We start from the raw sequence: 19,643 nt of genomic DNA on the forward strand, positions 1-19,643 counted from the left end.
ACGCCGCTGCTACAGGCGGGCTATGCGCTAAACGGTAACGCGATGACAAACCGCGTGAGCCCATCCCGGGATTCACACCCAATGTGCCCGCCATGGGCGCGAATGATCGATTGGGTGATCGCCAGCCCCAAGCCTGCATGTTCGCTACTGCCCTCGCGGCGCGCCGGGTCGGCCCGGTAAAAACGATCGAACAGGCGCGGCATCTGTTGTGCAGGAATGCCGGGGCCGGTGTTCTCAATCGTGATGAGCAGGCTGTGTGCCGCAGGTTCAAGGCGCACCGCGATCGTGCCGCCCGCAGGCGTATGGCGCAGGGCGTTGTCCAGCAGGTTGGAGAGGGCGCGGCGTAACATGCTGCGATCGCCTGCCACTTGCCCGTACCCTGTGCGGCCAAGTTCGATCTGCGCGTCTTCCGCCAGCAAGGCATAAAACTCCAGCAAGGCATCCACTTCGCCGCCCACGTCCAGCAGTTCGCGGCGAGGTGTCAGCAAGCCATGATCCGCCTTGGCCAGATACAGCATGTCGTTGACCAACTGCGCCATCCATTGCAACTCTTCAAGGTTGCTGTGCAAGGCTTCACGATACTCGTCAATACCACGGGGGCGAGTCAGGGTGACTTGAGTGTGGGTTAACAGGTTCGATAGCGGTGTGCGTAGCTCATGGGCAATATCGGCGGAAAATGCCGAGAGCCGCTGAAATGACGTGTCCAGCCGCTCCAGCATGGCGTTGAAGGCTTTCGCCAGGTCGGCCAGTTCGGCCGGCATCCGGGCTTGGGGCAAGCGCGCATTCAGTGAATCGGCCGAGACGCTGGCGGCAATCACGCTCATGCGGCGCAAGGGGCGTAACCCACTGCGGGCCGCCCAAGCGCCGAGAAGGGCGGTGGCCAGTGCTGACAGGCCGACGGTCATCCAGATCAGGTGCTGCATGCGTTGCAGAAAGTGTTGATGGTGGGTGATGTCCATCAGCACTGTCAGTTGCGGCCCGTTGAAGGTGTCAGGCACCGGATTGAGCACGCGGTAGTGCGTGCCGTCTATTTGCAGGCTTGCCAGGCCCGGGTTTGTGGGTAATTCGGTTGGCAGGCGTGTAGTGCTGTCAAACCACAGCTGCCCGTCTGGGCCGCGCACCCGCACCGCAAGGTCGGGTTGATGGCTGAGGTCTTGCCGCAGAGCAGGCAATTGGCGGGTAAAGCCTTCAAGGGTATCGATGCCCTGCAACGTGCTGCCCAGCACGGCAAGGCGGCTGTTCATGAGCTGCTGGTCGAGTTCCATGAAATGCACTTCGCTGGCGCGGCCGAACAGCACCCCTGCGAGCAGGGAAACCACGGCCGTGCAGCCGGCAAATAACAGCGCCAAACGGCTGCTCAATGACAGTGTTCGCATCAGTGAGCGCGCTCTTCGAGTACATAGCCCATGCCACGCACGGTGTGGATCAGTTTGTCTTCGTACGGATCATCGACCTTCAGGCGCAAGCGGCGGATGGCCACTTCGATCACGTTGGTGTCGCTGTCAAAGTTCATGTCCCAAACTTGTGAGGCGATCAGGGACTTGGGCAGCACTTCGCCCTGACGGCGCAGCAGCAACTCCAGCAGGGCGAACTCCTTGGCCGTGAGGTCGATACGCTGGCCATTGCGTTCAACCCGGCGGCGGATCAGGTCCAATCGCAGGTCGGCCAGTTGCAGGCAGGTGTCCTGGGGAGTGCTGTTGCCGCGCCGCAACAGGCTGCGTACCCGCGCCAGTAGTTCGGAGAAGGCGAACGGCTTGACCAGGTAGTCGTCGGCACCGAGTTCCAGGCCGTGTACGCGGTCTTCAACCGCATCGCGCGCGGTCAGAAACAGCACGGGCATGTCCAGCCCGGCGCTGCGCACCGCGTGCAGAATTTGCCAGCCGTCCCGACCGGGTAGCATGACATCCAGAATCAGCAGTGAATAATCCCCGGTCAGTGCCAGATGCTGCCCGGTGATGCCATCGGCAGCCAACTCGGTGGTGAACCCGGCCTCGCTCAAGCCCTGGCGTAAATACTGGCCGGTTTTGGGTTGGTCTTCGACAATCAGCAGTTTCATGGGCGACCCATCAAAAAAATACCTCAGCCTTATACAGTGGGCCTCGCCGGGTGGGAGCAACCTGACAGCGTTGTAATCTTGCCGTCAGTTACCTGCCAGCACCGGAGCCTTAAAGTCGATTCAGGTTTTTATCTTAGTCTTCTGGAGTCTGTATGGCTGTTCTTAAGCGTTGTGCCGTTGCAGCCGTGTGGTGGGCGTTGAGTGTGCCGGCCTTTGCATCCCCGGCGGGTCACTATGCCTTCGGCCACCCGGCACCCGCCGCGAGCGCTACACGCACCGTGCAGGTAGAAATGACGGATATCGCTTTCGCCCCCACATCGCTGGACGTCAAAGCGGGCGAAACCGTGCGCTTTGTGCTGATCAACAAGGGCCAGTTATTGCACGAATTTAACCTGGGAGATGCGCCAATGCATGCCGCGCACCAAGGGGAAATGCTCAAAATGCAGCAGGCCGGGGCGCTTACACCGACCGGCATGGATCACGCGGCGATGGGGCATGGTGCCATGGGCATGCCAGGCATGAAGCATGACGACCCCAACAGTGTGCTGGTCGAGCCGGGTAAAACCGCCGAGTTGACGTGGACCTTTATCCGGGCCAATAACCTGGAGTTCGCCTGTAATGTGCCGGGGCATTACCAAGCAGGGATGGTGGGGACGGTGAAAGTAGCCCCTTAAAATCGGCCTGATCGTCTGCGGGCGCTGAAAGCCTGGCGTAAACCCGATAGAATTACCGGGTTTTTCTAGCCAGGTTTTTTTGCCATGCATCCCGCAGCCGAACATTCGCCGCTGGGCAAGTCCAGTGAATACATCAGCACCTACACCCCGTCCTTGCTGTTCCCGATCCCGCGTGCGGCGAAATGGGCCGAGCTTGGGCTGAGCGCCGAAACGCTGCCTTACGTCGGGGTCGATTTTTGGACCTGCTTCGAACTGTCCTGGCTGTTGCCATCGGGCAAGCCGGTGGTGGCCATTGCCGAGTTCTGCTTTGCTGCCGACTCGCCAAATATCGTCGAGTCCAAGTCGTTCAAGTTGTACCTGAACTCACTCAATCAGACCGTGTTTGCTAACAAGCACAGCGTCGAGACGACTTTGCAGGCAGATTTGTCAGCGGCGTCCGGAAAACCTGTGAGTGTGCAGGTGCGCAGCCTGGATGACGTTCAGGCCGATGGCGTCGCCGTGTTGCCGGGCAAGTGCATCGATGATCTGGAGATCACGGTCAGCGACTATGCCCAGCCGCGCCCCGAGTTGCTCAAATGCGACGCGTCCCGCGTGGTGCAGGAAAGCGTCTACAGCCATTTGCTCAAATCCAATTGCCCGGTGACCAGCCAGCCAGACTGGGGCACGGTCGTGGTTGAATACCGTGGCGCGGCGCTGGACCATTCGAGTTTGCTGGCGTACCTGGTGAGCTTCCGCCAGCACTCGGATTTTCATGAGCAATGTGTCGAGCGGATCTTTCTCGACTTGCAGCGCTTGCTCAAGCCAGAGGCATTGACGGTGTATGCGCGCTATGTGCGCCGTGGCGGGCTGGACATCAACCCGTACCGCAGCACCGAAGCGGTTAAGTTCCAGAATGTAAGGTTGGTGCGTCAATAACCGTCGATAAGACCGCAGGAGCAGCCGCCCCGTCTTCGACGCCGCGCTGTCGTTCAGCAGCCTTATCCATTGCTGCGGTCACGGCCACTTGAGCTGCGCAAAACCGGTGTGAGGCCAGCGTGGTTTAAGGGGGCCCTTGGATCAAAAACCAGATCAACAGATCACGAGCAAGCTCGTTCCTACAGGCCTTGCTGCATTCGGCCAGCGTGGTTTAAGGGGGCCCTTTAGATCAAAAAGGTCGCGAGCAAGCTACGCAGGGATCAGGCCTGATTCAGCTGCTTGGCCTGTTCCAGCACCGCTTCAACATGCCCCGGCACTTTTACGCCGCGCCATTCGTGGCGTAGCACGCCGTCTTTGTCGATCAGGAACGTGCTGCGGTCTACGCCCAGGTATTCCTTGCCGTACAGCTTTTTCAGCTTGATCACGTCAAACAGCTGGCACAAGGCTTCGTCCTTGTCGCTCAGCAACTCGAACGGAAAGCCCTGCTTGGCCTTGAAGTTCTCGTGCGACTTGAGGCTGTCCCGGGATACGCCAAACACAACGGTGTTGGCTGCCTGGAACTCGGCGTAGTGGTCGCGAAAGCCCTGGCCTTCAGTGGTGCAGCCCGGGGTGCTGTCTTTCGGGTAGAAGTAAATCACCACCTGCTGGCCTTTCAGGGCCGACAAACTAACGGTTTTTTCGCCAGTCGCCGGAATCTGGAAGTCGCTTACGGGTTGGTCAATTGCAACGGCCATGGGGGATCCTTCCTTACATTGGGTTCTGTGGGCGCCAAGGTTCGATCAGAGCGTCGAGGTTCAAGGCGTCGGCAAAGTCCAGGAACTGATCGCGCAACCAGCTGATTTGTACGCCAGCAGGCAAGGTGACGGTGAACGTGGCGTTAAGCATGGTGCCGCCTGTTTGCGGTGCCTGATACGTGTCGCAGGTCAGGTTTTCAAGTTCCACATTGTGGTCCATGAAGAACTGGCACAGTTCGTTGATGATGTCCGAGCGGTAGGCCGAACTCACGTAAGCCACATAAGGCAGCGCTTGCGGGCGGGTTTCGAGCGCAGCACTGCGCACGACATTGACGCTGAAAGCATGTTTTTTGGCGAGAGCGGGCAAGCCGGCTTCAAGGCGCGCCAGCGCGTCCCAACTGCCAGTGATTTCCAGGACCAGCGCGCTGCATTCGCCGTGGCGAGTGAGGCGCGAGGTCACGACGGCGCAGCGATTTTCATGGCTGGCGCGGCACAGCACGTTAGTCAGCTCCATTGGGTTGGCGCCAAGGGCACTGATGACAAGGAATTGTTCGCGAACTGTGGGGGTGGACATTCAGCCTTCCTAAAACGATGAGCGGTCAGTACGGTCGATGAAATACGTGTCGGGATGCAAGCCCGATTCAAGCGCCGGATACCCGCCAGCAGGCCGTTTCAGGCGGTTTGCACAGGTTGCAAACCACGCTCCGAGGCGCAGGGGGTGGGCGTTGGGTGCTTGCTTGAAGGCCTGCAAAACAGACGCTCGCACACATCCGTACCAATCAAAGGCTGAAGGGTAGCGAAAAGCAGCGCCAAGGGGAATGCTCATTGGGCGCGCTGTTGCTTGTGCAAGCATCTTGTCGCCAGTACCATTACGGCTCTCTTTTTCCGGCAGGAGCGGTTGCATGATTGCGGGCAGTATGGTGGCACTGGTCACACCTATGGATGCACAAGGTCGCCTGGATTGGGACGCTCTGAGCAAACTGGTGGACTTTCACCTGCAAGAGGGCACCAACGCCATTGTTGCCGTTGGCACTACAGGTGAATCGGCAACTCTGGATGTGAACGAGCACATTGAAGTGATTCGTCACGTGGTCAAGCAAGTGGCAGGGCGTATCCCGGTGATTGCCGGTACCGGTGCCAACTCGACGCGCGAAGCGATCGAGCTGACCTCCAATGCGAAAATGGCTGGCGCAGATGCTTGCCTGCTGGTCACACCGTACTACAACAAGCCGACTCAGGAAGGCTTGTACCAGCATTTTAAAACCATTGCGGAAACCGTTGATATCCCGCAAATCCTGTACAACGTACCCGGACGTACCGCGTGTGACATGCTCGCAGATACAGTCGTACGCCTGTCCACCGTGAAGAACATCATCGGTATCAAGGAAGCCACGGGCGACCTGCAGCGTGCGAAGGACATCCTGGCGGGCGTGAGCAGCGACTTCCTGGTCTTGTCCGGTGACGACGCTACCGCCGTTGAGCTGATCCTGCTGGGTGGCAAGGGTAATATCTCCGTCACCGCTAACGTCGCACCGCGTGCCATGAGCGACCTGTGCAAGGCGGCGATCGCCGGTGATGCAGAAACGGCGCGTGCCATTCACGAAAAGCTGATGCCGCTCAATAAAACCCTGTTTATCGAATCCAACCCTATCCCCGTGAAGTGGGCGCTGCATGAGATGGGCTTGATGCCGGACGGTATCCGTCTGCCGCTCACCTGGCTCAGCGAAGCCTGCCACGAACCCCTGCGTCAGGCCCTGCGCCAGTCCGGTGTTTTGGTTTAATTGAGGAAGCACTACGCATGAAGCGATTGGCCGGACTTTCCGCCCTAGCCGTGATTATTTCGAGCGCCAGCGGCTGCGGTTGGCTGTGGGGTCCAGAAGGTTACTTCCGGGACCGTGGCAGCGATTATCTGGAGGCGCACGAAACCGCGCCGATGAAATTGCCGCCGGGCGTTGTGACTGACAAGCGCCTCGTGCCGCTGCTGCCGATCCCGAGCAACGTGGCAGATGACACCATCAAGGGTGAGTTTGTTGTCCCGCGTCCACAGCCATTGGGCGTGGTTGCCGGTACCAGCGACTATACCCTGCAAAAAAGCGGTGACAGCCGTTGGGTGATGGCGCAGCACGTCCCGTCAGAAGTGTGGTCGGTGACGATGCAGTTCTTCCAGGACAACGGCTTTCGCATCGATGAGCAGCGCCCGCAAACCGGTGAGTTCACCACGACCTGGCAGCAGGCCGGTGAGCTGTCCGCTCCCATGGCGCGTCACGTGAGCAGCAGCGGCCTGGACCCCGACAGCGAAACCCGTTTGCGGGTGCGTATCGAGCCGGGCGTGCAACGCAACACCAGCGAAATCTACATTGTCAGTGCCAACCGTCCTGCGGGCAGCACGGCCAACGTCGATTTCACACCGCGTTCGATCAACACCGGGCTGGATGCCGCGCTGGTCGACGAAATGCTGATCAGCATGAACCGCAGCGCTGAGAAGGGCGGTTCGGTGTCTCTGCTGGCCGAACGTGACTTTGATACCCCGGCGCGTGTAAGCCTGAGCGAAGACGGCAGCGGCAACCCCGTGCTGAGCCTGAGCGAAGACCTTGATCGCGCCTGGTCGAGCGTGGGTCGTGCGCTGGAGCAGGGCGAGTGGCGTGTAGAAGATATCAACCGCACCTTGGGCCTGTACTACATCAACCTGGCGGAAAAAGCCGAGAAGAAGGATGAGAAGCCCGGCTTCTTCTCCAGCCTTTTTGGCAGCAAGCCGAACAAGGATGAAGTGGAAGCACGCGCCCAGCGTTATCAGGTTCGCCTGAGCAAGGTCGGTGAAAGCGTTCAGGTCACCGTCGAAGAAAACATCAACACCAGTGCACCGCCTGAAGTGGCGCGCAAAGTGTTGGGCGAGATTCAAGACAACCTGGGCTGACTGTATGCGTTTTGCCGTTCTCGGCAGTGGTAGCCAAGGGAATGGCACGCTGATAGCCAGCGACAGCACGTATGTGCTTGTTGATTGCGGGTTCTCCTTGAGAGAAACCGAGCGACGTCTGGTTCGATTGGGCGTCAGCCCGCACCAACTGAGTGCCATTCTGGTAACCCACGAACATGCCGATCACGTGCATGGCGTGGGTTTACTGTCTCGGCGTTATAATTTGCCGGTGTACATGAGCCGTGGCACACAGCGCGGCATGCGTAAACCGCTTGAGCCGGCCTCGTTCGTGGCTCATGGCGAAACCCTGCAGATTGGCGCGTTGAGCATTGGCGTGACACGCGTTGCCCATGATGCTCAGGAGCCTACTCAATATGTCTTCAGTGACGGCCAGCGGCGTTTTGGCTTGCTGACGGACCTGGGCTCGTACTGTGAGGGTGTGCTGGACCACTATCGCAACCTTGACGCCTTGATGATCGAGGCGAACCACTGTCGCGATTTACTCGCCCGTGGTCACTACCCCTACTTTCTCAAGCAGCGGGTGGGTGGTCAGGAAGGACATTTGAACAACCACCAGGCCGCGAGCCTGGTGGCCGAGTTGGGCTGGCAAAACCTGCAACATTTGGTGCTGGCTCACCTTAGTAGCAAAAACAACCTGCCGCAGTTGGCCCGGCAATGTTTTGTCGACACCCTTGGGTGCGACCCGGACTGGCTGCAACTGGCCGATCAAGATTCAGGGCTCGACTGGCGCACAATCGCCTAGCCCACCTACTTAGCATGCGGAGCCCATCATGGAAAAACGTGAAGAACTCTATCGCGGTAAAGCGAAATCGGTTTACAAGACCGACGACGAAAACCGCTTGATCCTGTTGTTTCGCAACGACACCTCGGCATTTGACGGCAAGCGTATCGAACAGCTCGACCGCAAAGGCATGGTCAACAACAAGTTCAACGCCTTCATCATGCAGAAACTCGAAGAAGCCGGCGTGCCGACCCAATTCGACAAGCTGCTGGGCGACAATGAATGCCTGGTGAAAAAGCTCGACATGATCCCGGTCGAATGCGTCGTGCGTAACTATGCTGCCGGCAGCCTGGTCAAGCGCCTGGGTGTTGAAGAGGGCTTGAAGCTCAACCCATACACCTTCGAGCTGTTCCTGAAGGACGACGCCAAGGGCGACCCGTTCATCAACGAATCCCACGTTGTGGCATTTGGTTGGGGCACTGCCGAACAACTGGTGCGCATGAAAGAGCTGTCGCTGAAGGTAAACGACGTCCTGAACAAACTGTTCGACGACGCAGGCCTGATGCTGGTGGACTTCAAACTTGAGTTCGGCGTATTCCATGACGGCTCCATCGTCCTGGGCGACGAATTCAGCCCGGACGGCTGCCGCCTGTGGGACAAAGCGACCGGCAAGAAAATGGACAAAGACCGCTTCCGCCAGGGTTTGGGCGGCGTGATCGAAGCCTACGAAGAAGTTGCAAACCGCCTCGGCGTCCCGCTTTAAGCTGTAAGCGCGCGCAAGCAACTGATACCACGCAACTTTTTTGAAATAAGGCTTTGCCAGAATCAAAAACCGCTGTTATCATGCGCGCCGTTGGAGAGATGCCAGAGTGGCCGAATGGGACGGATTCGAAATCCGTTGTACTGGCGACAGTACCTAGGGTTCGAATCCCTATCTCTCCGCCATTATTAAAAAGTCCTTATAACTCAATAGGTTATAAGGGTTTTGGTAAAGCGATTTTGTACCAGCGCTTTGTACCAAAAAATAGCCCTGATCTTCGGATTGGGGCTTTTTTTTGCTTGATTTTTGATCTGACTGTAGTGGATCAACTGATCCCGGACACGGTGTTAAGGTTTCTTCGGTTTTTGCCGGAGCCAACCCATCGTTAAATTGATGAGGTCGAATCCAGTTGTAGTGATGCATCAGGTACTGGCTGATGTCTCTCTGAGCTTGTTGGCCGTTCATGTAGCCAGTGGTCGGTATCCACTCTGTTTTCAAGCTGCGAAATACCCGTTCCATCGGCGTATCCCAGCAGTTTCCTCGGCGACTCATGCTATGGCACATGCAGTAACGCCACAGCCGTTGGCGAAAGTTGCGGCTGCCATATTGGCGCGTTCATCAGCATGGTGCCGCAAAAAAACAGCACAGGCTGCCGAGGCCATGGGTAAGTCCCGAGGTGGCTTGAACACCAAAATACACGCAACCGTGGATGCCCTCGGTAACCTGCTGCGCTTGCTGTTAACGCGGGGCAAGCTTCGGAATATGAGCAAGCTGCAGCTCTGATTGATGGTTTTACGTGCGAAGCCGTGTTAGCAGACAAAGGCTATGACTCCGCCGCTTTCGTTGATGCAATCCAGTGCATGGGGGCTGAGGCCGTGATCCCCTCTAAAAAGAATCGTCTGAACCACGTACACTGGATCGGCATCTCTACAAGGCGCGCAACCTGGTGGAGCGTTTCTTCCTGAAGCTCAAGCAGTACAGTCGAATAGCGACCCGATATGAGCGACTGGCCAGGAACTATCAGACGATGTTGAGTCTCGTGTCAGCCGTCATTTGGCTGGCCTGATTGAGAACGCCCTGTAGATTTTTTCGTCCACTTTCCGTTTTAACCGCGCAATTCACAATTCCCCCCCCCCAGCTGTTTTTCGAGCCTTCCAGAGGTTGGACAGAGTAAACAGTGTGGTCAATTGAACAGTTTTTTTCATCATCCTACGAAAGCGTACTTTATTTGGCAGGAGCGATTGCCTCGACTTGCTCTGCTGTAATTGCCTTGCCCTGGCCTCCCCATTGAGCACGCATCCAGGAGGCCAAACCCGCAACTTCTTCAGCACTCATTCGATCCGCAAATCCCGGCATGGCATACATACGCTGATTCCCGGTGAACGTTTGTGTGGGAACCCCCTGCAAAATAATGGTCAGCAGATTAACCGGGCTGTCCATGACGACAGCAATATTGCCATTCATTGGCGGCGCAACATTTGGAATGCCTTCCCCATTGGTCCCGTGACATCCGGCACACGCGGAGAAGTAACTGAGTCGGCCACGCTGCAACGGCGTATCACTGGCAGCAGGTAGTGGCTCAGGTGCTTTTTCCGGCTTAAGCAGTTGACCATCCTTACCGGTCATCAGGTATGAGGCGATAGCATCCACATCAGCCGCTTGCATCGCACTGGTAGAGAAGTGCGTCACGGTATACATGCTGCCAAAGGCTGTGCCTTGGGCAGAGATGCCGGAGCTCAGATACTCGCTCAATGACGTAGTGTTAAAGCCTCGCTTTGCCAGCGTCTGTGCAGTGATGTCAGGGACCACCAGGCCATCAACGACGTCACCTCCCTCCAGGGAGCGTGCAAAAGAAACACCCATCGTGACATTGCGCGGCGTATGACAGGCCCCACAATGCCCCAGACCTTCCACTAAATAGGCGCCGCGCAACCATTGTTCCGAAGCCCCCTCGCGTACAGGCGGTTGACGGTCTGGAAAGTTGATCAATGCCCAAAAGTTCATAAATGGTCGCACAGGCAGCCTGAACACTCCGGTGTTAGCAACATTGGGCTCAGCAATAGACGGCAGGCTCATGATGTAGGCATACAAGGCATCAATGTCTTCGGGGCGCGTGATATGCGTGAAGACAAAAGGCATGCCCGGATACAGATTCCTGTTGCCGGGTGCGATGCCATCACGCAGCACACGATGAAAGTCTTCACGGGTGTAGTTGCCGATGCCATAGGTCTTGTCAGGGGTTATGTTGGTCGAATAGAGGGTTCCAAACGGTGTATCAATAGGTACACCGCCGGCACCTCTTGGCCCCTGAGGCAGCGAATGGCAGCCCATGCAATTTCCAGCCAGGGCCAACTCACGGCCACGGGGGAGCAACTCCCGGGTCTGCGCATCCGTCAGCGGTTGCTGTACACCAGGTGCAACCGTTGAGGGACGGAACACACCCAGGAGTACGGCTAGAGCAAGCAAAACCGCGACAACTATGAAACTCACCAAGCCATTGCGTAAACGGTTACGTTTCATTGCCTGCTCCTTAGTCGATCACGCAGCCAGGAGTCTTCAGCGCGACGTCCTGAACAGCCTGGTAGTAACGGACATACCCGGTACAACGACAGATATGGTCATTGAGCGCTGTTTCGATTTGACTTTGTAAGTCGGCACGTTTTACAGGTTGGCGCTTTAAAGATTCAACAAACACGGTGGCTGCAGTCACGAACCCCGGAGTGCAATAACCGCACTGAAATGAAAAGTGTTCGATAAAGGCCTGCTGTATCGGGGTCAGGTCGCTCACCTCGCCATGCTCATCCCGCTTGGCCTGGCCCTCAATGGTAATCAGCGTTTTACCATTAAAAAAGTGGGCGTCAAAGATACATGTACGCGTCTCTATGGGGATTCCGTCGGGTTGAATTTCCATGACGGTGCACGCATGGCAAATGCCTTGCCCACAACCAAAACGAGTGCCTGTCAGATCAAGGTGTTCATGCAAAAAATCGATCATGGGCATGCCCACGGGCGCGTCTACCGGACCTACTTTCTGACCGTTTATGGTGAGGGTCAGTAAGCGTTTCTCAATACTCATAGCATCAACGCCTTTTTAATTTTGTTGGCTGTCACTGGAAGGTGATAGAAGCGTGTTCCAATGGCATGAGTAATGGCATTGCCCGTCGCAGCTACAACCGGGATCATCACCACCTCGGCTAAGCCTTTGGGTGGGGATGTTTCAGTGAGAGGATCAAGATAGGCGGCCGTTTGCGTCCACACGGCGACATCTTTGGCCCGTGGCAACCTGTAGCGGTTGAAGTTCCAAGTGCCGTTCCCCGGGCCATCACCGTACAAAGGGAGTTCTTCCATCAGCGCGTGACCAATACCCATGGCGATACCGCCTTGCTGCTGGCCTGACACCAGAGCAGGCACAATGATATTGCCGGGATCGAGCAAGCTGTGATGATTCATGATCTCAACCTGCCCTGTGAAGGTGTTGACATTCAGTTCTACCAGGCAGGCTGCTGGTGTATAGGTGGTGACACCCGCGTTGTTGCGCTGGGCAGACGGAAACTGAACGTTACTGCGCTTGATGAAGTCATAGCCGCCGGTAGACATTCTTGTCTTCAACGACTCGGGAGCAGCATCTCCATAGCGCACTGCGATTGCATCTGCGGGTAGATTCTTGATCCCTAGTCCAGGAATCTCGAAATCGGCACGAGCCCATTGCCAACGGCTGAAGCAGTGCAGGGCAACGCCTGTGACAAGTCCCATTTCATGGGCTTTACGGGCGATTGCTTCGAATGCTAGTGGCGCCATACCACCGCCGCCGATGCCGCCAGGCACTGCCCGCAGGTCTTTGGCGGTCATATAGCCACTCGCCAGCTGGCCTCCTGCCGGACCACTGCTCCAAATGGCCTGTGCAGCAGGCCAAACAGTATTTTCGAGTAGAAATTGAGCAGCCTGACGTGTACCAAATCCGATGAAGTAGACACTGTTTGAAGCGCTCATCGCGGGCAAAATAGCGGGCACCCAGAAGGGGTCCCGTGCAAGCTCGTCCTGTTGTTCCTGTGTAATGGAGAACGGTTCGAAATTACTCATTAGCGGCAACTGAGCGAAGTTGGTTTCACCAAAAATTGCGATATCAGGTGCCTTGCCCAGCAAGCGCTGCACCATGACTTGCTGCGCCGTCGTAGCACCGGTACCAATTTCTTGTACGCAGTGGCGCATTGTAATCTTGCCTGCTGCATCGAACTCTAATAACAGCGCCGTGGTATCTGCACCCGTTCCATAGTCTTTCTGCACTTGTGCAAAGCCCACGCCGTAGCGACGACCGGGATTGGCTGCCTCGTATTTAACTTTTTCCTGCTCGCGGTTTAGCCACAGTGGATGACTCGAGGCGAGGTCAAGCATCTCCAGATTACGTGGGTCACCCAGCTGGACTGCACCCTGAGTGTTTGGATCGCCCGCCTGCAATGCATTTCGCTTACGCAACTCAATGGCGTCTATTCCCAACTGCGCAGCAACTTCGTCAATCAGTAACTCTGTGATAGACATGGCCTGGAGAGTGCCGTACCCGCGCATCGAGCCCGCTTCGACTGCGGCTGTTGCAATCGCAGCAGTGGCCAGATCGGACTTGGGAAAGTAGTAGATGGACTGAGCTGCGGTGGCAGCGACTTGCGCCACTGAGAAAGAAAAGTTGGCGCGACCACCACCATTACAATTATAGAAAGCTTTAAGCACCTCGAATTTCCCGGTCTTGCGATCAGCGACCAGCGTTAGATCCATCTCGATACTGTGGCGCTTCATACCCAACTGGAACTGCTCGTAGCGGTCATTGGCCAGGCGCACAGGCAGGCCATCACCATAAAAACAAGCTGCAATCGTGTAGAAAGGGAAAATGGAGTGATCTTTGGAGCCATATCCAACGGTGGTGCCAGACACCAGTTCAATCTTCTCAACTGGAAAGCGCTTGTTATCTTTGACCATGAACGCGGCAACCCGCGCAACTTCATACGGAGACTGCGCAGCAATCAGTACATGCAAGGTACGCGTCGATGCATCGTACCAAGCATTGCCGTTATCAGGCTCCATGGCACTGGGGTCAATGGACTGCGAAAAACCCTGGCGTTGCACAACAAGTTTTGCAGGGTTGTTATGTGCAGCTTCAATCTCTGCCTCAATAATGCCCGCAGCGGCCATACCCCGGCGCATCGGCTCATCGGTCTGCTGAGCGACTTTTAATGGATCGCGAACACCGCCACCGCCGCGATGGGGCAACAAGACTGAACGCGGAACAAAGATGCCGTCCGGATCCGCTTTAGGCCAGGTAGGCGTATCACCGTCAAAATTCCCCCAAATAACAGCATCCTGGATAGGTGCAAAGGCAGGAGGGGCAGATGGCGTCTCACCACCGATTCTCACATAACGCGCCGCTCCATAATTGGGGGGCTGGATCAATCCCGTCTTCCTGCCATATTTGACTGCAGTGGTTTCGAATCGCAAACGCCGCTTGGCCGCTTCAAAACGGTCAAAGTCATGGAAGATCAATAAGGCCACAGGGTGTCCGTATAGTGGGGCCGTGTTACCCGCCGGCAGCAGAAAGTCCTGACCGTAAAACCCAACGCCTAGATCTGCCAGTTCGGGGACCCGGACACCGTCTTTTTCCAAATCGGCATGCTTTAAAACCCGATCTGGCTGCAAGTCTGGCCCAAGCATTGACAGGTCAATATCGTCAAATGCATGTTCGACATCGGTTGCTTTGAGGAAAAAACCATGTGCTTGTTTTTCTGGCCAGCCAGGCAGGTTTTTGGAGCGGAAGTCACGGGCGAATACTTTTTCGCCCGTGACTTTTCGTATCGCATCCCATCGATATTTCACACTGCCATCGGGCGCCATCCATTCGGATGTTTGCGCTCCTGAATGAACTTCACGCGCTTGAAGCGCAGGCAAGCGGCCGAACATAACAGTGATACCCGCAAACGTTCCAAGCTTGATAAAGTCGCGTCGATTGATGCCTGATGCCATGTTTGCTTCCTCTAAACACAGTCATACCGGTTTAAGTCGTCATTGAGCATAGATGCAAGCGCAAGAAAAAATCATTAGGTGTGAGGTGAAAATCCTAGATAAAAAAGCTTAGATAAAAAGCGATAGAAATCCACCTGAAAGTTAAATAAACGCCCCGATCGCTCTCTCTAAAAACAATCGCGGAGATATACCCGCACGCCAGTTTTGACATTGAGGTTAAATGACTTGCTTTTTAAATACTTTCATGCTGCCAAACTAAGTCAGCTGCGCTCAAGCTGCTCTTTTTTTTGTTTGCCCACGCTAATCTTCATCGCAGGTTCAAGGATGACACCGTTTTTAATGGCAATAATCTCCGCCATAATGCTCACCGCTATTTCAGCAGGCGTTTTACTGTCGATGAATAAACCAATGGGGCCGTGCAGCCGTTGCATCGTTTCCTTTTCAATCTCAAAGTGCTCAATCAATCGTGCACGCCGAGCCTCATTGTTCTGACGCGAACCAATGGCACCGACATAAAAAGCGGGGCTCTGGAGCGCCTCTATTATCGCCAAATCATCCAGTTTAGGATCGTGACTAAGCGTCACCACGCATGAGCTTGGGTCTGGCCTGAAAGCGGTGACTGCATCATCTGGCATACACCGTAACAGGGGGACTTCGCTCTCGTTCCAGCTGAATGTATGTTCAGGACGAGGGTCGCATACCGTGACCGTAAATCCCGTGCTCTGGGCAATTGCCGCTAGATACCTGGCGAGTACCCCGGCACCGATCAGCAACATGCGCCATCGCGGGCCTATGTACATTGCCAGTTGCTGATCATCTAAAAACAAAGGTGCGTACTTGTTGACGGCGGTTAACTGCACATCCCCGGTTTCGCAATCCACGGTACGCCGCACCAAGGCCCCGCCATCCAGATATTCCAGTAGCTGTTCAAGCCGCTCTGCACAAGGGTTGCGCTCCACCATCAACTCAATGGTACCCCCGCAAGGCAAGCCAAAACGGTTTGCTTCCTCTGCGGTCACGCCATAACGAACCAAAGTGGTTGATGGCGTCGTCTCAATATCTTTAAAGCGATCAAACAGGTCATCCTCAATGCACCCGCCCGAGACTGACCCCACCATTTCTGCCCCGACTCGCAGGGCCAGCATCGCTCCGACTGGACGAGGCGATGACCCCCAGGTCTTTACAACAGTGATGAGCAACGCGACTTGCCCTGCTTGGCGCCATGCGTGCAGAGCACGCAAAACCGTTATATCGACAGCATCCATGGCTTCTCCGACAACAACGTTGTGACACATGTGAGGTGTGATCAATGGGTACAAAGCCAGAGTTCGGCTCGTTGCAAATCTTCTACGGTGTCGATGTCATGCACGATGCCTGGGTCATCAACCAACAGGGCTTTGACTTGCCCTTGACTGTCCAGGGCTTGCAGTACTGAGCGAGCCCCTTGGTCACCCCGCAAGCCCAGCAACGCCTCAGCACAACTCGCTGCGAAAGCGACAGGGTGGCCTTGGCGCTGTTCCCAGTACGGCACGACTGCCTGATAGGGTTCGTCAGTGATTAAAGCCTGCGCAACGGCGCGTAGTGTTGCAGAGCACACCAGTGGCATATCAGCAGGCAAGATCAACCAACCCGCCGCACCCTGCGTAGAACGCACACCGCAGGCAATGGAGTCACCCATACCTTCAGTCTCTGCCCCCGCGGGACTGACTATATGGCACTGCAAGCCAGCCTTTGCCACGGCTTCCAGCACATGGCTCATCACCGGTTTTCCAGCCAGTAGCGCTTGCAGTTTATGTGTATGGCCGCCACTGGAAGCAAAGCGCACTCCTTTACCTGCTGCCAGCACTAACACCGTTACGTTCATGTTCATGGACCAAAACCACTGCTCTCGCAGATGCTTGAAAACGCTTTTGAAACCACCCCGGCAATTGGTTCGATTGGTCAGGTCGCTCTGGATATCTTTCAGGGCGGCCTCATCGTTTAGAGGCGCTTTGTCGACGCGACATAGTGCATCATGATAGCTCGCTGTCGAAGAACCGGGGATTTATTTAGGAAGGAGGACGCTATGTCATCACGTTGTCTCGGGCGTTAAGGCAAAGAGGTGTCTAGGAAACCCGGGGCGATTCATGTCTATCTACAGGGCTCGCGACTGAGCATTGTTTGCAATCAGTTTTGTGATAGTGGGAGTGGACTCAATATGAAAGGTCTATCGTTTCGATTTGTACCAGGATTTTGTACCAAAACTCAGCTGTAGCCCCTATGCCGCTTGCGCTTCGGGGGCTGTGGAGCATTTAGCAGAGTGTCCCTATCTCTCCGCCATTATTACGGAAGCCCCGCAGATCAAGGTCTGCGGGGCTTTTTCGTTTTCGGCATTTGACCACCCCCCATTCCCTTCCTCCCCCTCGGAACCCGCTTGGCAGTTCCCGATAAGCCTTGTGGGTTGGTCGGTGGGAAATCCTCAGGAGAGGGTAAGCAGCAGCGTTAAGTCTGTAGTCTTGATTTTAAGCGGTACCCACTTCATGAAAAATGAAATCCACCCAGTTCATTGTCGGCACAGCGGTCAGCAAGCGAATTATTGATTTTATTCTATTAGTACTGCCCCAGCGCTAAGGTCGATTTTGCAATGGTTTAAATTGTTCCGAAAGGAAGGGTACGTATTATCACGTTATTGGGTAGCTCACGATGGAAATACTATCAACAAGTGCAACCATCTGATTGCCCCTCAACTCGACTGCTGGAAAGGTGGAGAAGTCAATGTTCAAAGCAGACAGCTCTACGAATAAGGAATTATCCGATAGTTCAAGCTTGATTGCTCCGGCTGGGTAAATGCCTTTACCTTTTTCGGTCAGAAGAAATGCCAGCGGGAAGAAAGACAGTATGCTCATGCTGCACTGATTACCTTCATTTGCCATGCTGAAGATCTTGATGCTTTGGTGGTGCTTGTGAGGGAAGAACCAGTAGTAAATGTCGTGGGTATCGTCCAGCGCGCGGTCGTCACCAAGAACAAAGTGTTGCAGCGGAGTGAAGTATAGGGTTTCACAAGGTTCTCTTCGGCACTCAGTCACTGAAGTGGCGGCAAGAATATGGCCTATCATTGCGCGGCAGTACTTCACGGCATTGAATAGTGTGTAGACGTGGGAGACGGGACTGTTGGCAGCTCTAAAGAAGTGACGAATTTTTCGGGTTAGTGTTTTGCATACATCGGCAATTTCACTGTCGTTCTCGATATGTTTTTCCCAAGCCGATGCCACTGCTGCCTGAGCGTTGCTGAGGTCGTGCTGTTTATTCTTCGAATACTTCATCAGCAGAATAATCTGTGAAGCCCTGATGCGCGCCGACGGTTTTTTTAAGAGCGCGCCATGGCGGCAGGTCGCGGCAAGCGCGATCCGGCGGCGGCCCTGCGCTTTATGTGTACAGACGCACTTTCCTGATGGCGACTTGATATGATTGGTTTCCGGGGCCGTGTTTTTGGTGCAAGGCGGATGGGTTTCGTTTGATAGCCACATGTTCAGGATTCAGTCGAATCACAGGAGGGGGCGGTGCAGATAGCGTTTGTTGTGGCTCTAGTGCTTGCGTGGCCTACTTTTGGCCTGTCCGTGCTTTGTTGGGCGGTGTGTTTTTACGTGTTTGGCCGGAAAAAGACCAAGGCGCGAATTCCGAAAGCGGATCTGGCGGCTGTCGAGGCCGTTTTCCAGCACGAGTACGCTGATTTTTTTAAGGCATTGGATGTGCCCTATTTGCAGGGGGCCGTGATAACTGATGGTGAAGCCGAGCAGTGCGGGCGGCATATCAAGAACTATATTGCTGGTAACCCTCCGGAAATCGGTCTGTTCTTTAAAGGTCTCGCCAAGTGGCGCACCAAAGGCGGGGATGCGTATGCCAGCCCGGCGATCGCCGCCGGGGAAGAGTTTAAGTTCAACTTAAAAGAACATGTTCATGGGGTGTCTTATCGGGCCATTGAGGCGTTGATGATTAATAACCCCGGGCTGCGATGTTTTAAGTCGGTTAACTTGGCTATGGTTTCACAGTATGTTCATGCCGGGGACGCTGGCGGGGCGTCCTCGTCAGTTAATAATATACAGAGTGTCAGCTCTCATGCCTCTGCCGAGGCTGTCGCCTATTTTAAAGAGGCGCAAGAGAGCTATGACCCTCACAATTTTGCACATGATGCGAATCCCACCGCCATCTATCTCTACCTTAAGGCTGCAGAGCTTGGGCACCTGGAGGCGCAGTTCCGGTTAGGCTCAATTTATTTGGGTAAATCGGATTCCAGGAATGCTCTCAGGTGGCTGCCTAAGGCGGCAGAGAAAGGGCATATAGGCGCTTATTACAAATTGGGAAACTTGTATTCACGCAAGAATGACCCGCAAGCGCTGATTTGGTATTGCAAGGCGGCTGAGTCGGGCAGTGTGGAGGCAATGATAAGCTTGGGTCATATGTATGCGCAGGGGCATATAGTCCCTCAAGACCTGCCTCAGGCTGCTGCATGGCACCAGAAGGCGGCAGAGCTGGGGAGTGTCGAGTCTCAACTCAGATTGGGCAGGATGTATAAGGAGGCGGCCGGGTTAGAGCCTGATCAGGCCAAAGCAGATTTTTGGTTGGGCATGGCATTCGCCGGGTATTTAAAGCTGGCCGAAGAAGGCGACGCCGACTCGCAATGCATGCTGGGGTGTTTATACGTGGAAGGCGAGGGGGTGGCTGAAGATTACGCCCAAGCTCGCTACTGGTTTAAACAAGCAATTCTTCAGGGTGATGCTCAAGCGAACGAGATGATGATGATGTATGGTTTTGATGAATGACCCACGCAGTACGTTACCCCTCTGAATGGTTTATGCCCGGTAT

19 protein-coding genes, 1 tRNA gene and 4 pseudogenes are annotated in these 19,643 nt (G+C 55.4%); 11 read left to right on the top strand and 13 right to left on the bottom strand.

Features of this window, described 5'->3' with window-relative positions; all coding sequences use genetic code 11:
• Positions 1 to 20: 20 nt before the first annotated feature.
• Both Q1W15_RS06800 and Q1W15_RS06805 read right to left on the bottom strand, forming a co-directional pair.
• Complete coding sequence (locus tag Q1W15_RS06800; RefSeq protein ID WP_300725390.1) at positions 21 to 1,376, bottom strand: heavy metal sensor histidine kinase; 1,356 nt, start codon at positions 1,374 to 1,376, stop codon at positions 21 to 23.
• A complete protein-coding gene (locus Q1W15_RS06805; protein ID WP_300725392.1) occupies positions 1,376 to 2,056 on the bottom strand; it encodes a heavy metal response regulator transcription factor in 681 nt (226 codons plus the stop codon). The genes Q1W15_RS06800 and Q1W15_RS06805 overlap by 1 nt, the downstream gene beginning before the upstream one ends.
• 152 nt (positions 2,057 to 2,208) lie before the next feature.
• On the opposite strand from Q1W15_RS06805, the gene Q1W15_RS06810 reads away from it, so the two are divergent.
• Both Q1W15_RS06810 and queF read left to right on the top strand, forming a co-directional pair.
• Complete coding sequence (locus tag Q1W15_RS06810; protein ID WP_300725394.1) at positions 2,209 to 2,730, top strand: cupredoxin family protein; 522 nt, start codon at positions 2,209 to 2,211, stop codon at positions 2,728 to 2,730.
• An 84-nt stretch (positions 2,731 to 2,814) separates the two neighbouring features.
• Positions 2,815 to 3,645, top strand: coding sequence for an NADPH-dependent 7-cyano-7-deazaguanine reductase QueF (queF, locus tag Q1W15_RS06815; protein WP_300725396.1), 831 nt, complete (start codon positions 2,815 to 2,817; stop codon positions 3,643 to 3,645).
• A 260-nt stretch (positions 3,646 to 3,905) separates the two neighbouring features.
• On the opposite strand, the gene Q1W15_RS06820 is transcribed toward queF, so the two are convergent.
• From Q1W15_RS06820 to Q1W15_RS06830, 3 genes are read right to left on the bottom strand one after another with little or no spacing between them, the layout of a single operon-like run.
• Positions 3,906 to 4,379, bottom strand: coding sequence for a peroxiredoxin (locus Q1W15_RS06820; protein WP_300725398.1), 474 nt, complete (start codon positions 4,377 to 4,379; stop codon positions 3,906 to 3,908).
• A 13-nt stretch (positions 4,380 to 4,392) separates the two neighbouring features.
• Positions 4,393 to 4,953 (bottom strand): glycine cleavage system protein R, encoded by a 561-nt coding sequence (locus tag Q1W15_RS06825; protein WP_019410656.1) that lies wholly within the window; start codon positions 4,951 to 4,953, stop codon positions 4,393 to 4,395.
• 9 nt (positions 4,954 to 4,962) lie between these two features.
• Positions 4,963 to 5,283 carry a hypothetical protein gene (locus Q1W15_RS06830; RefSeq protein ID WP_300725401.1) on the bottom strand — a complete coding sequence of 107 codons (321 nt, stop codon included), beginning with the start codon at positions 5,281 to 5,283 and terminating at the stop codon, positions 4,963 to 4,965.
• On the opposite strand from Q1W15_RS06830, the gene dapA reads away from it, so the two are divergent.
• The 5 genes from dapA (at position 5,282) to Q1W15_RS06855 (ending at position 8,980) form a co-directional block, all read left to right on the top strand.
• Positions 5,282 to 6,160 carry a 4-hydroxy-tetrahydrodipicolinate synthase gene (gene dapA / locus Q1W15_RS06835; RefSeq protein ID WP_300725402.1) on the top strand — a complete coding sequence of 293 codons (879 nt, stop codon included), beginning with the start codon at positions 5,282 to 5,284 and terminating at the stop codon, positions 6,158 to 6,160. The two genes, Q1W15_RS06830 and dapA, sit on opposite strands and share 2 nt — an antisense overlap.
• Before the next feature lie 17 nt (positions 6,161 to 6,177).
• Positions 6,178 to 7,293, top strand: a complete 1,116-nt coding sequence (gene bamC, locus Q1W15_RS06840) for an outer membrane protein assembly factor BamC (RefSeq protein ID WP_300725404.1) — start codon at positions 6,178 to 6,180, stop codon at positions 7,291 to 7,293.
• A gap of 4 nt (positions 7,294 to 7,297) precedes the next feature.
• Complete coding sequence (locus Q1W15_RS06845) at positions 7,298 to 8,056, top strand: MBL fold metallo-hydrolase (protein ID WP_300725406.1); 759 nt, start codon at positions 7,298 to 7,300, stop codon at positions 8,054 to 8,056.
• Between the two features lie 28 nt (positions 8,057 to 8,084).
• Positions 8,085 to 8,798, top strand: a complete 714-nt coding sequence (gene purC / locus Q1W15_RS06850) for a phosphoribosylaminoimidazolesuccinocarboxamide synthase (protein ID WP_300725409.1) — start codon at positions 8,085 to 8,087, stop codon at positions 8,796 to 8,798.
• Between the two features lie 92 nt (positions 8,799 to 8,890).
• Positions 8,891 to 8,980: transfer RNA gene (locus Q1W15_RS06855), tRNA-Ser, on the top strand.
• A 140-nt stretch (positions 8,981 to 9,120) separates the two neighbouring features.
• Here Q1W15_RS06855 and Q1W15_RS06860 read toward each other — a convergent pair.
• Positions 9,121 to 9,421, bottom strand: a pseudogene (locus Q1W15_RS06860) (integrase core domain-containing protein); the annotation flags it as partial.
• Between the two features lie 31 nt (positions 9,422 to 9,452).
• Between Q1W15_RS06860 and Q1W15_RS06865 the strand changes: the two are divergent.
• From Q1W15_RS06865 to Q1W15_RS24540, 3 genes and pseudogenes are all read left to right on the top strand, one after another.
• Positions 9,453 to 9,556, top strand: a pseudogene (locus Q1W15_RS06865) (IS5/IS1182 family transposase); the annotation flags it as partial.
• A 21-nt stretch (positions 9,557 to 9,577) separates the two neighbouring features.
• Complete coding sequence (locus Q1W15_RS24535; protein WP_367280623.1) at positions 9,578 to 9,760, top strand: hypothetical protein; 183 nt, start codon at positions 9,578 to 9,580, stop codon at positions 9,758 to 9,760.
• Positions 9,700 to 9,861 (top strand): annotated as a pseudogene (locus tag Q1W15_RS24540) (transposase); the annotation flags it as partial. The gene Q1W15_RS24535 and the pseudogene Q1W15_RS24540, both read left to right, overlap by 61 nt.
• 52 nt (positions 9,862 to 9,913) lie before the next feature.
• Here the strand turns inward: Q1W15_RS24540 and Q1W15_RS06870 are convergent.
• The 7 genes and pseudogenes from Q1W15_RS06870 to Q1W15_RS06900 form a co-directional block, all read right to left on the bottom strand.
• Positions 9,914 to 10,021 (bottom strand): annotated as a pseudogene (locus tag Q1W15_RS06870) (IS5/IS1182 family transposase); the annotation flags it as partial.
• Complete coding sequence (locus Q1W15_RS06875) at positions 10,020 to 11,315, bottom strand: cytochrome c (RefSeq protein ID WP_300725411.1); 1,296 nt, start codon at positions 11,313 to 11,315, stop codon at positions 10,020 to 10,022. The gene Q1W15_RS06875 and the pseudogene Q1W15_RS06870, both read right to left, overlap by 2 nt.
• A 10-nt stretch (positions 11,316 to 11,325) precedes the next feature.
• Positions 11,326 to 11,865, bottom strand: coding sequence for a (2Fe-2S)-binding protein (locus Q1W15_RS06880; RefSeq protein ID WP_300725711.1), 540 nt, complete (start codon positions 11,863 to 11,865; stop codon positions 11,326 to 11,328).
• Positions 11,866 to 11,867: 2 nt separating this feature from the next.
• Positions 11,868 to 14,801: a molybdopterin cofactor-binding domain-containing protein gene (locus tag Q1W15_RS06885; RefSeq protein ID WP_300725413.1), complete on the bottom strand. Its 2,934-nt coding sequence runs from the start codon at positions 14,799 to 14,801 to the stop codon at positions 11,868 to 11,870.
• Positions 14,802 to 15,061: 260 nt separating this feature from the next.
• Positions 15,062 to 16,066 carry an XdhC family protein gene (locus Q1W15_RS06890; RefSeq protein ID WP_300725415.1) on the bottom strand — a complete coding sequence of 335 codons (1,005 nt, stop codon included), beginning with the start codon at positions 16,064 to 16,066 and terminating at the stop codon, positions 15,062 to 15,064.
• A 41-nt stretch (positions 16,067 to 16,107) separates the two neighbouring features.
• Positions 16,108 to 16,671: a nucleotidyltransferase family protein gene (locus Q1W15_RS06895; RefSeq protein WP_300725417.1), complete on the bottom strand. Its 564-nt coding sequence runs from the start codon at positions 16,669 to 16,671 to the stop codon at positions 16,108 to 16,110.
• Between the two features lie 790 nt (positions 16,672 to 17,461).
• Entirely contained in the window at positions 17,462 to 18,307 is an 846-nt protein-coding gene (locus Q1W15_RS06900) for a hypothetical protein (protein WP_300725422.1), read from the bottom strand.
• Between the two features lie 33 nt (positions 18,308 to 18,340).
• Here Q1W15_RS06900 and Q1W15_RS06905 point away from each other — a divergent pair, with 33 nt between their 5' ends.
• Positions 18,341 to 19,600: a tetratricopeptide repeat protein gene (locus tag Q1W15_RS06905; protein ID WP_300725424.1), complete on the top strand. Its 1,260-nt coding sequence runs from the start codon at positions 18,341 to 18,343 to the stop codon at positions 19,598 to 19,600.
• The last annotated feature ends 43 nt before the right edge of the window (positions 19,601 to 19,643 follow it).

The organism is Pseudomonas sp., from assembly GCF_030150285.1.
In the GTDB taxonomy this organism is placed as follows: domain Bacteria; phylum Pseudomonadota; class Gammaproteobacteria; order Pseudomonadales; family Pseudomonadaceae; genus Aquipseudomonas.

Coding starts and splice junctions, on each gene's coding strand:
- Q1W15_RS06800 (WP_300725390.1), bottom strand. CDS start 1,376: ATGCGAACACTGTCATTGAGCAGCCGTTTGGCGCTGTTATTTGCCGGC.
- Q1W15_RS06805 (WP_300725392.1), bottom strand. CDS start 2,056: ATGAAACTGCTGATTGTCGAAGACCAACCCAAAACCGGCCAGTATTTA.
- Q1W15_RS06810 (WP_300725394.1), top strand. CDS start 2,209: ATGGCTGTTCTTAAGCGTTGTGCCGTTGCAGCCGTGTGGTGGGCGTTG.
- queF (WP_300725396.1), top strand. CDS start 2,815: ATGCATCCCGCAGCCGAACATTCGCCGCTGGGCAAGTCCAGTGAATAC.
- Q1W15_RS06820 (WP_300725398.1), bottom strand. CDS start 4,379: ATGGCCGTTGCAATTGACCAACCCGTAAGCGACTTCCAGATTCCGGCG.
- Q1W15_RS06825 (WP_019410656.1), bottom strand. CDS start 4,953: ATGTCCACCCCCACAGTTCGCGAACAATTCCTTGTCATCAGTGCCCTT.
- dapA (WP_300725402.1), top strand. CDS start 5,282: ATGATTGCGGGCAGTATGGTGGCACTGGTCACACCTATGGATGCACAA.
- Q1W15_RS06830 (WP_300725401.1), bottom strand. CDS start 5,283: ATGCAACCGCTCCTGCCGGAAAAAGAGAGCCGTAATGGTACTGGCGAC.
- bamC (WP_300725404.1), top strand. CDS start 6,178: ATGAAGCGATTGGCCGGACTTTCCGCCCTAGCCGTGATTATTTCGAGC.
- Q1W15_RS06845 (WP_300725406.1), top strand. CDS start 7,298: ATGCGTTTTGCCGTTCTCGGCAGTGGTAGCCAAGGGAATGGCACGCTG.
- purC (WP_300725409.1), top strand. CDS start 8,085: ATGGAAAAACGTGAAGAACTCTATCGCGGTAAAGCGAAATCGGTTTAC.
- Q1W15_RS06875 (WP_300725411.1), bottom strand. CDS start 11,315: ATGAAACGTAACCGTTTACGCAATGGCTTGGTGAGTTTCATAGTTGTC.
- Q1W15_RS06885 (WP_300725413.1), bottom strand. CDS start 14,801: ATGGCATCAGGCATCAATCGACGCGACTTTATCAAGCTTGGAACGTTT.
- Q1W15_RS06890 (WP_300725415.1), bottom strand. CDS start 16,066: ATGGATGCTGTCGATATAACGGTTTTGCGTGCTCTGCACGCATGGCGC.
- Q1W15_RS06895 (WP_300725417.1), bottom strand. CDS start 16,671: ATGAACATGAACGTAACGGTGTTAGTGCTGGCAGCAGGTAAAGGAGTG.
- Q1W15_RS06900 (WP_300725422.1), bottom strand. CDS start 18,307: ATGTGGCTATCAAACGAAACCCATCCGCCTTGCACCAAAAACACGGCC.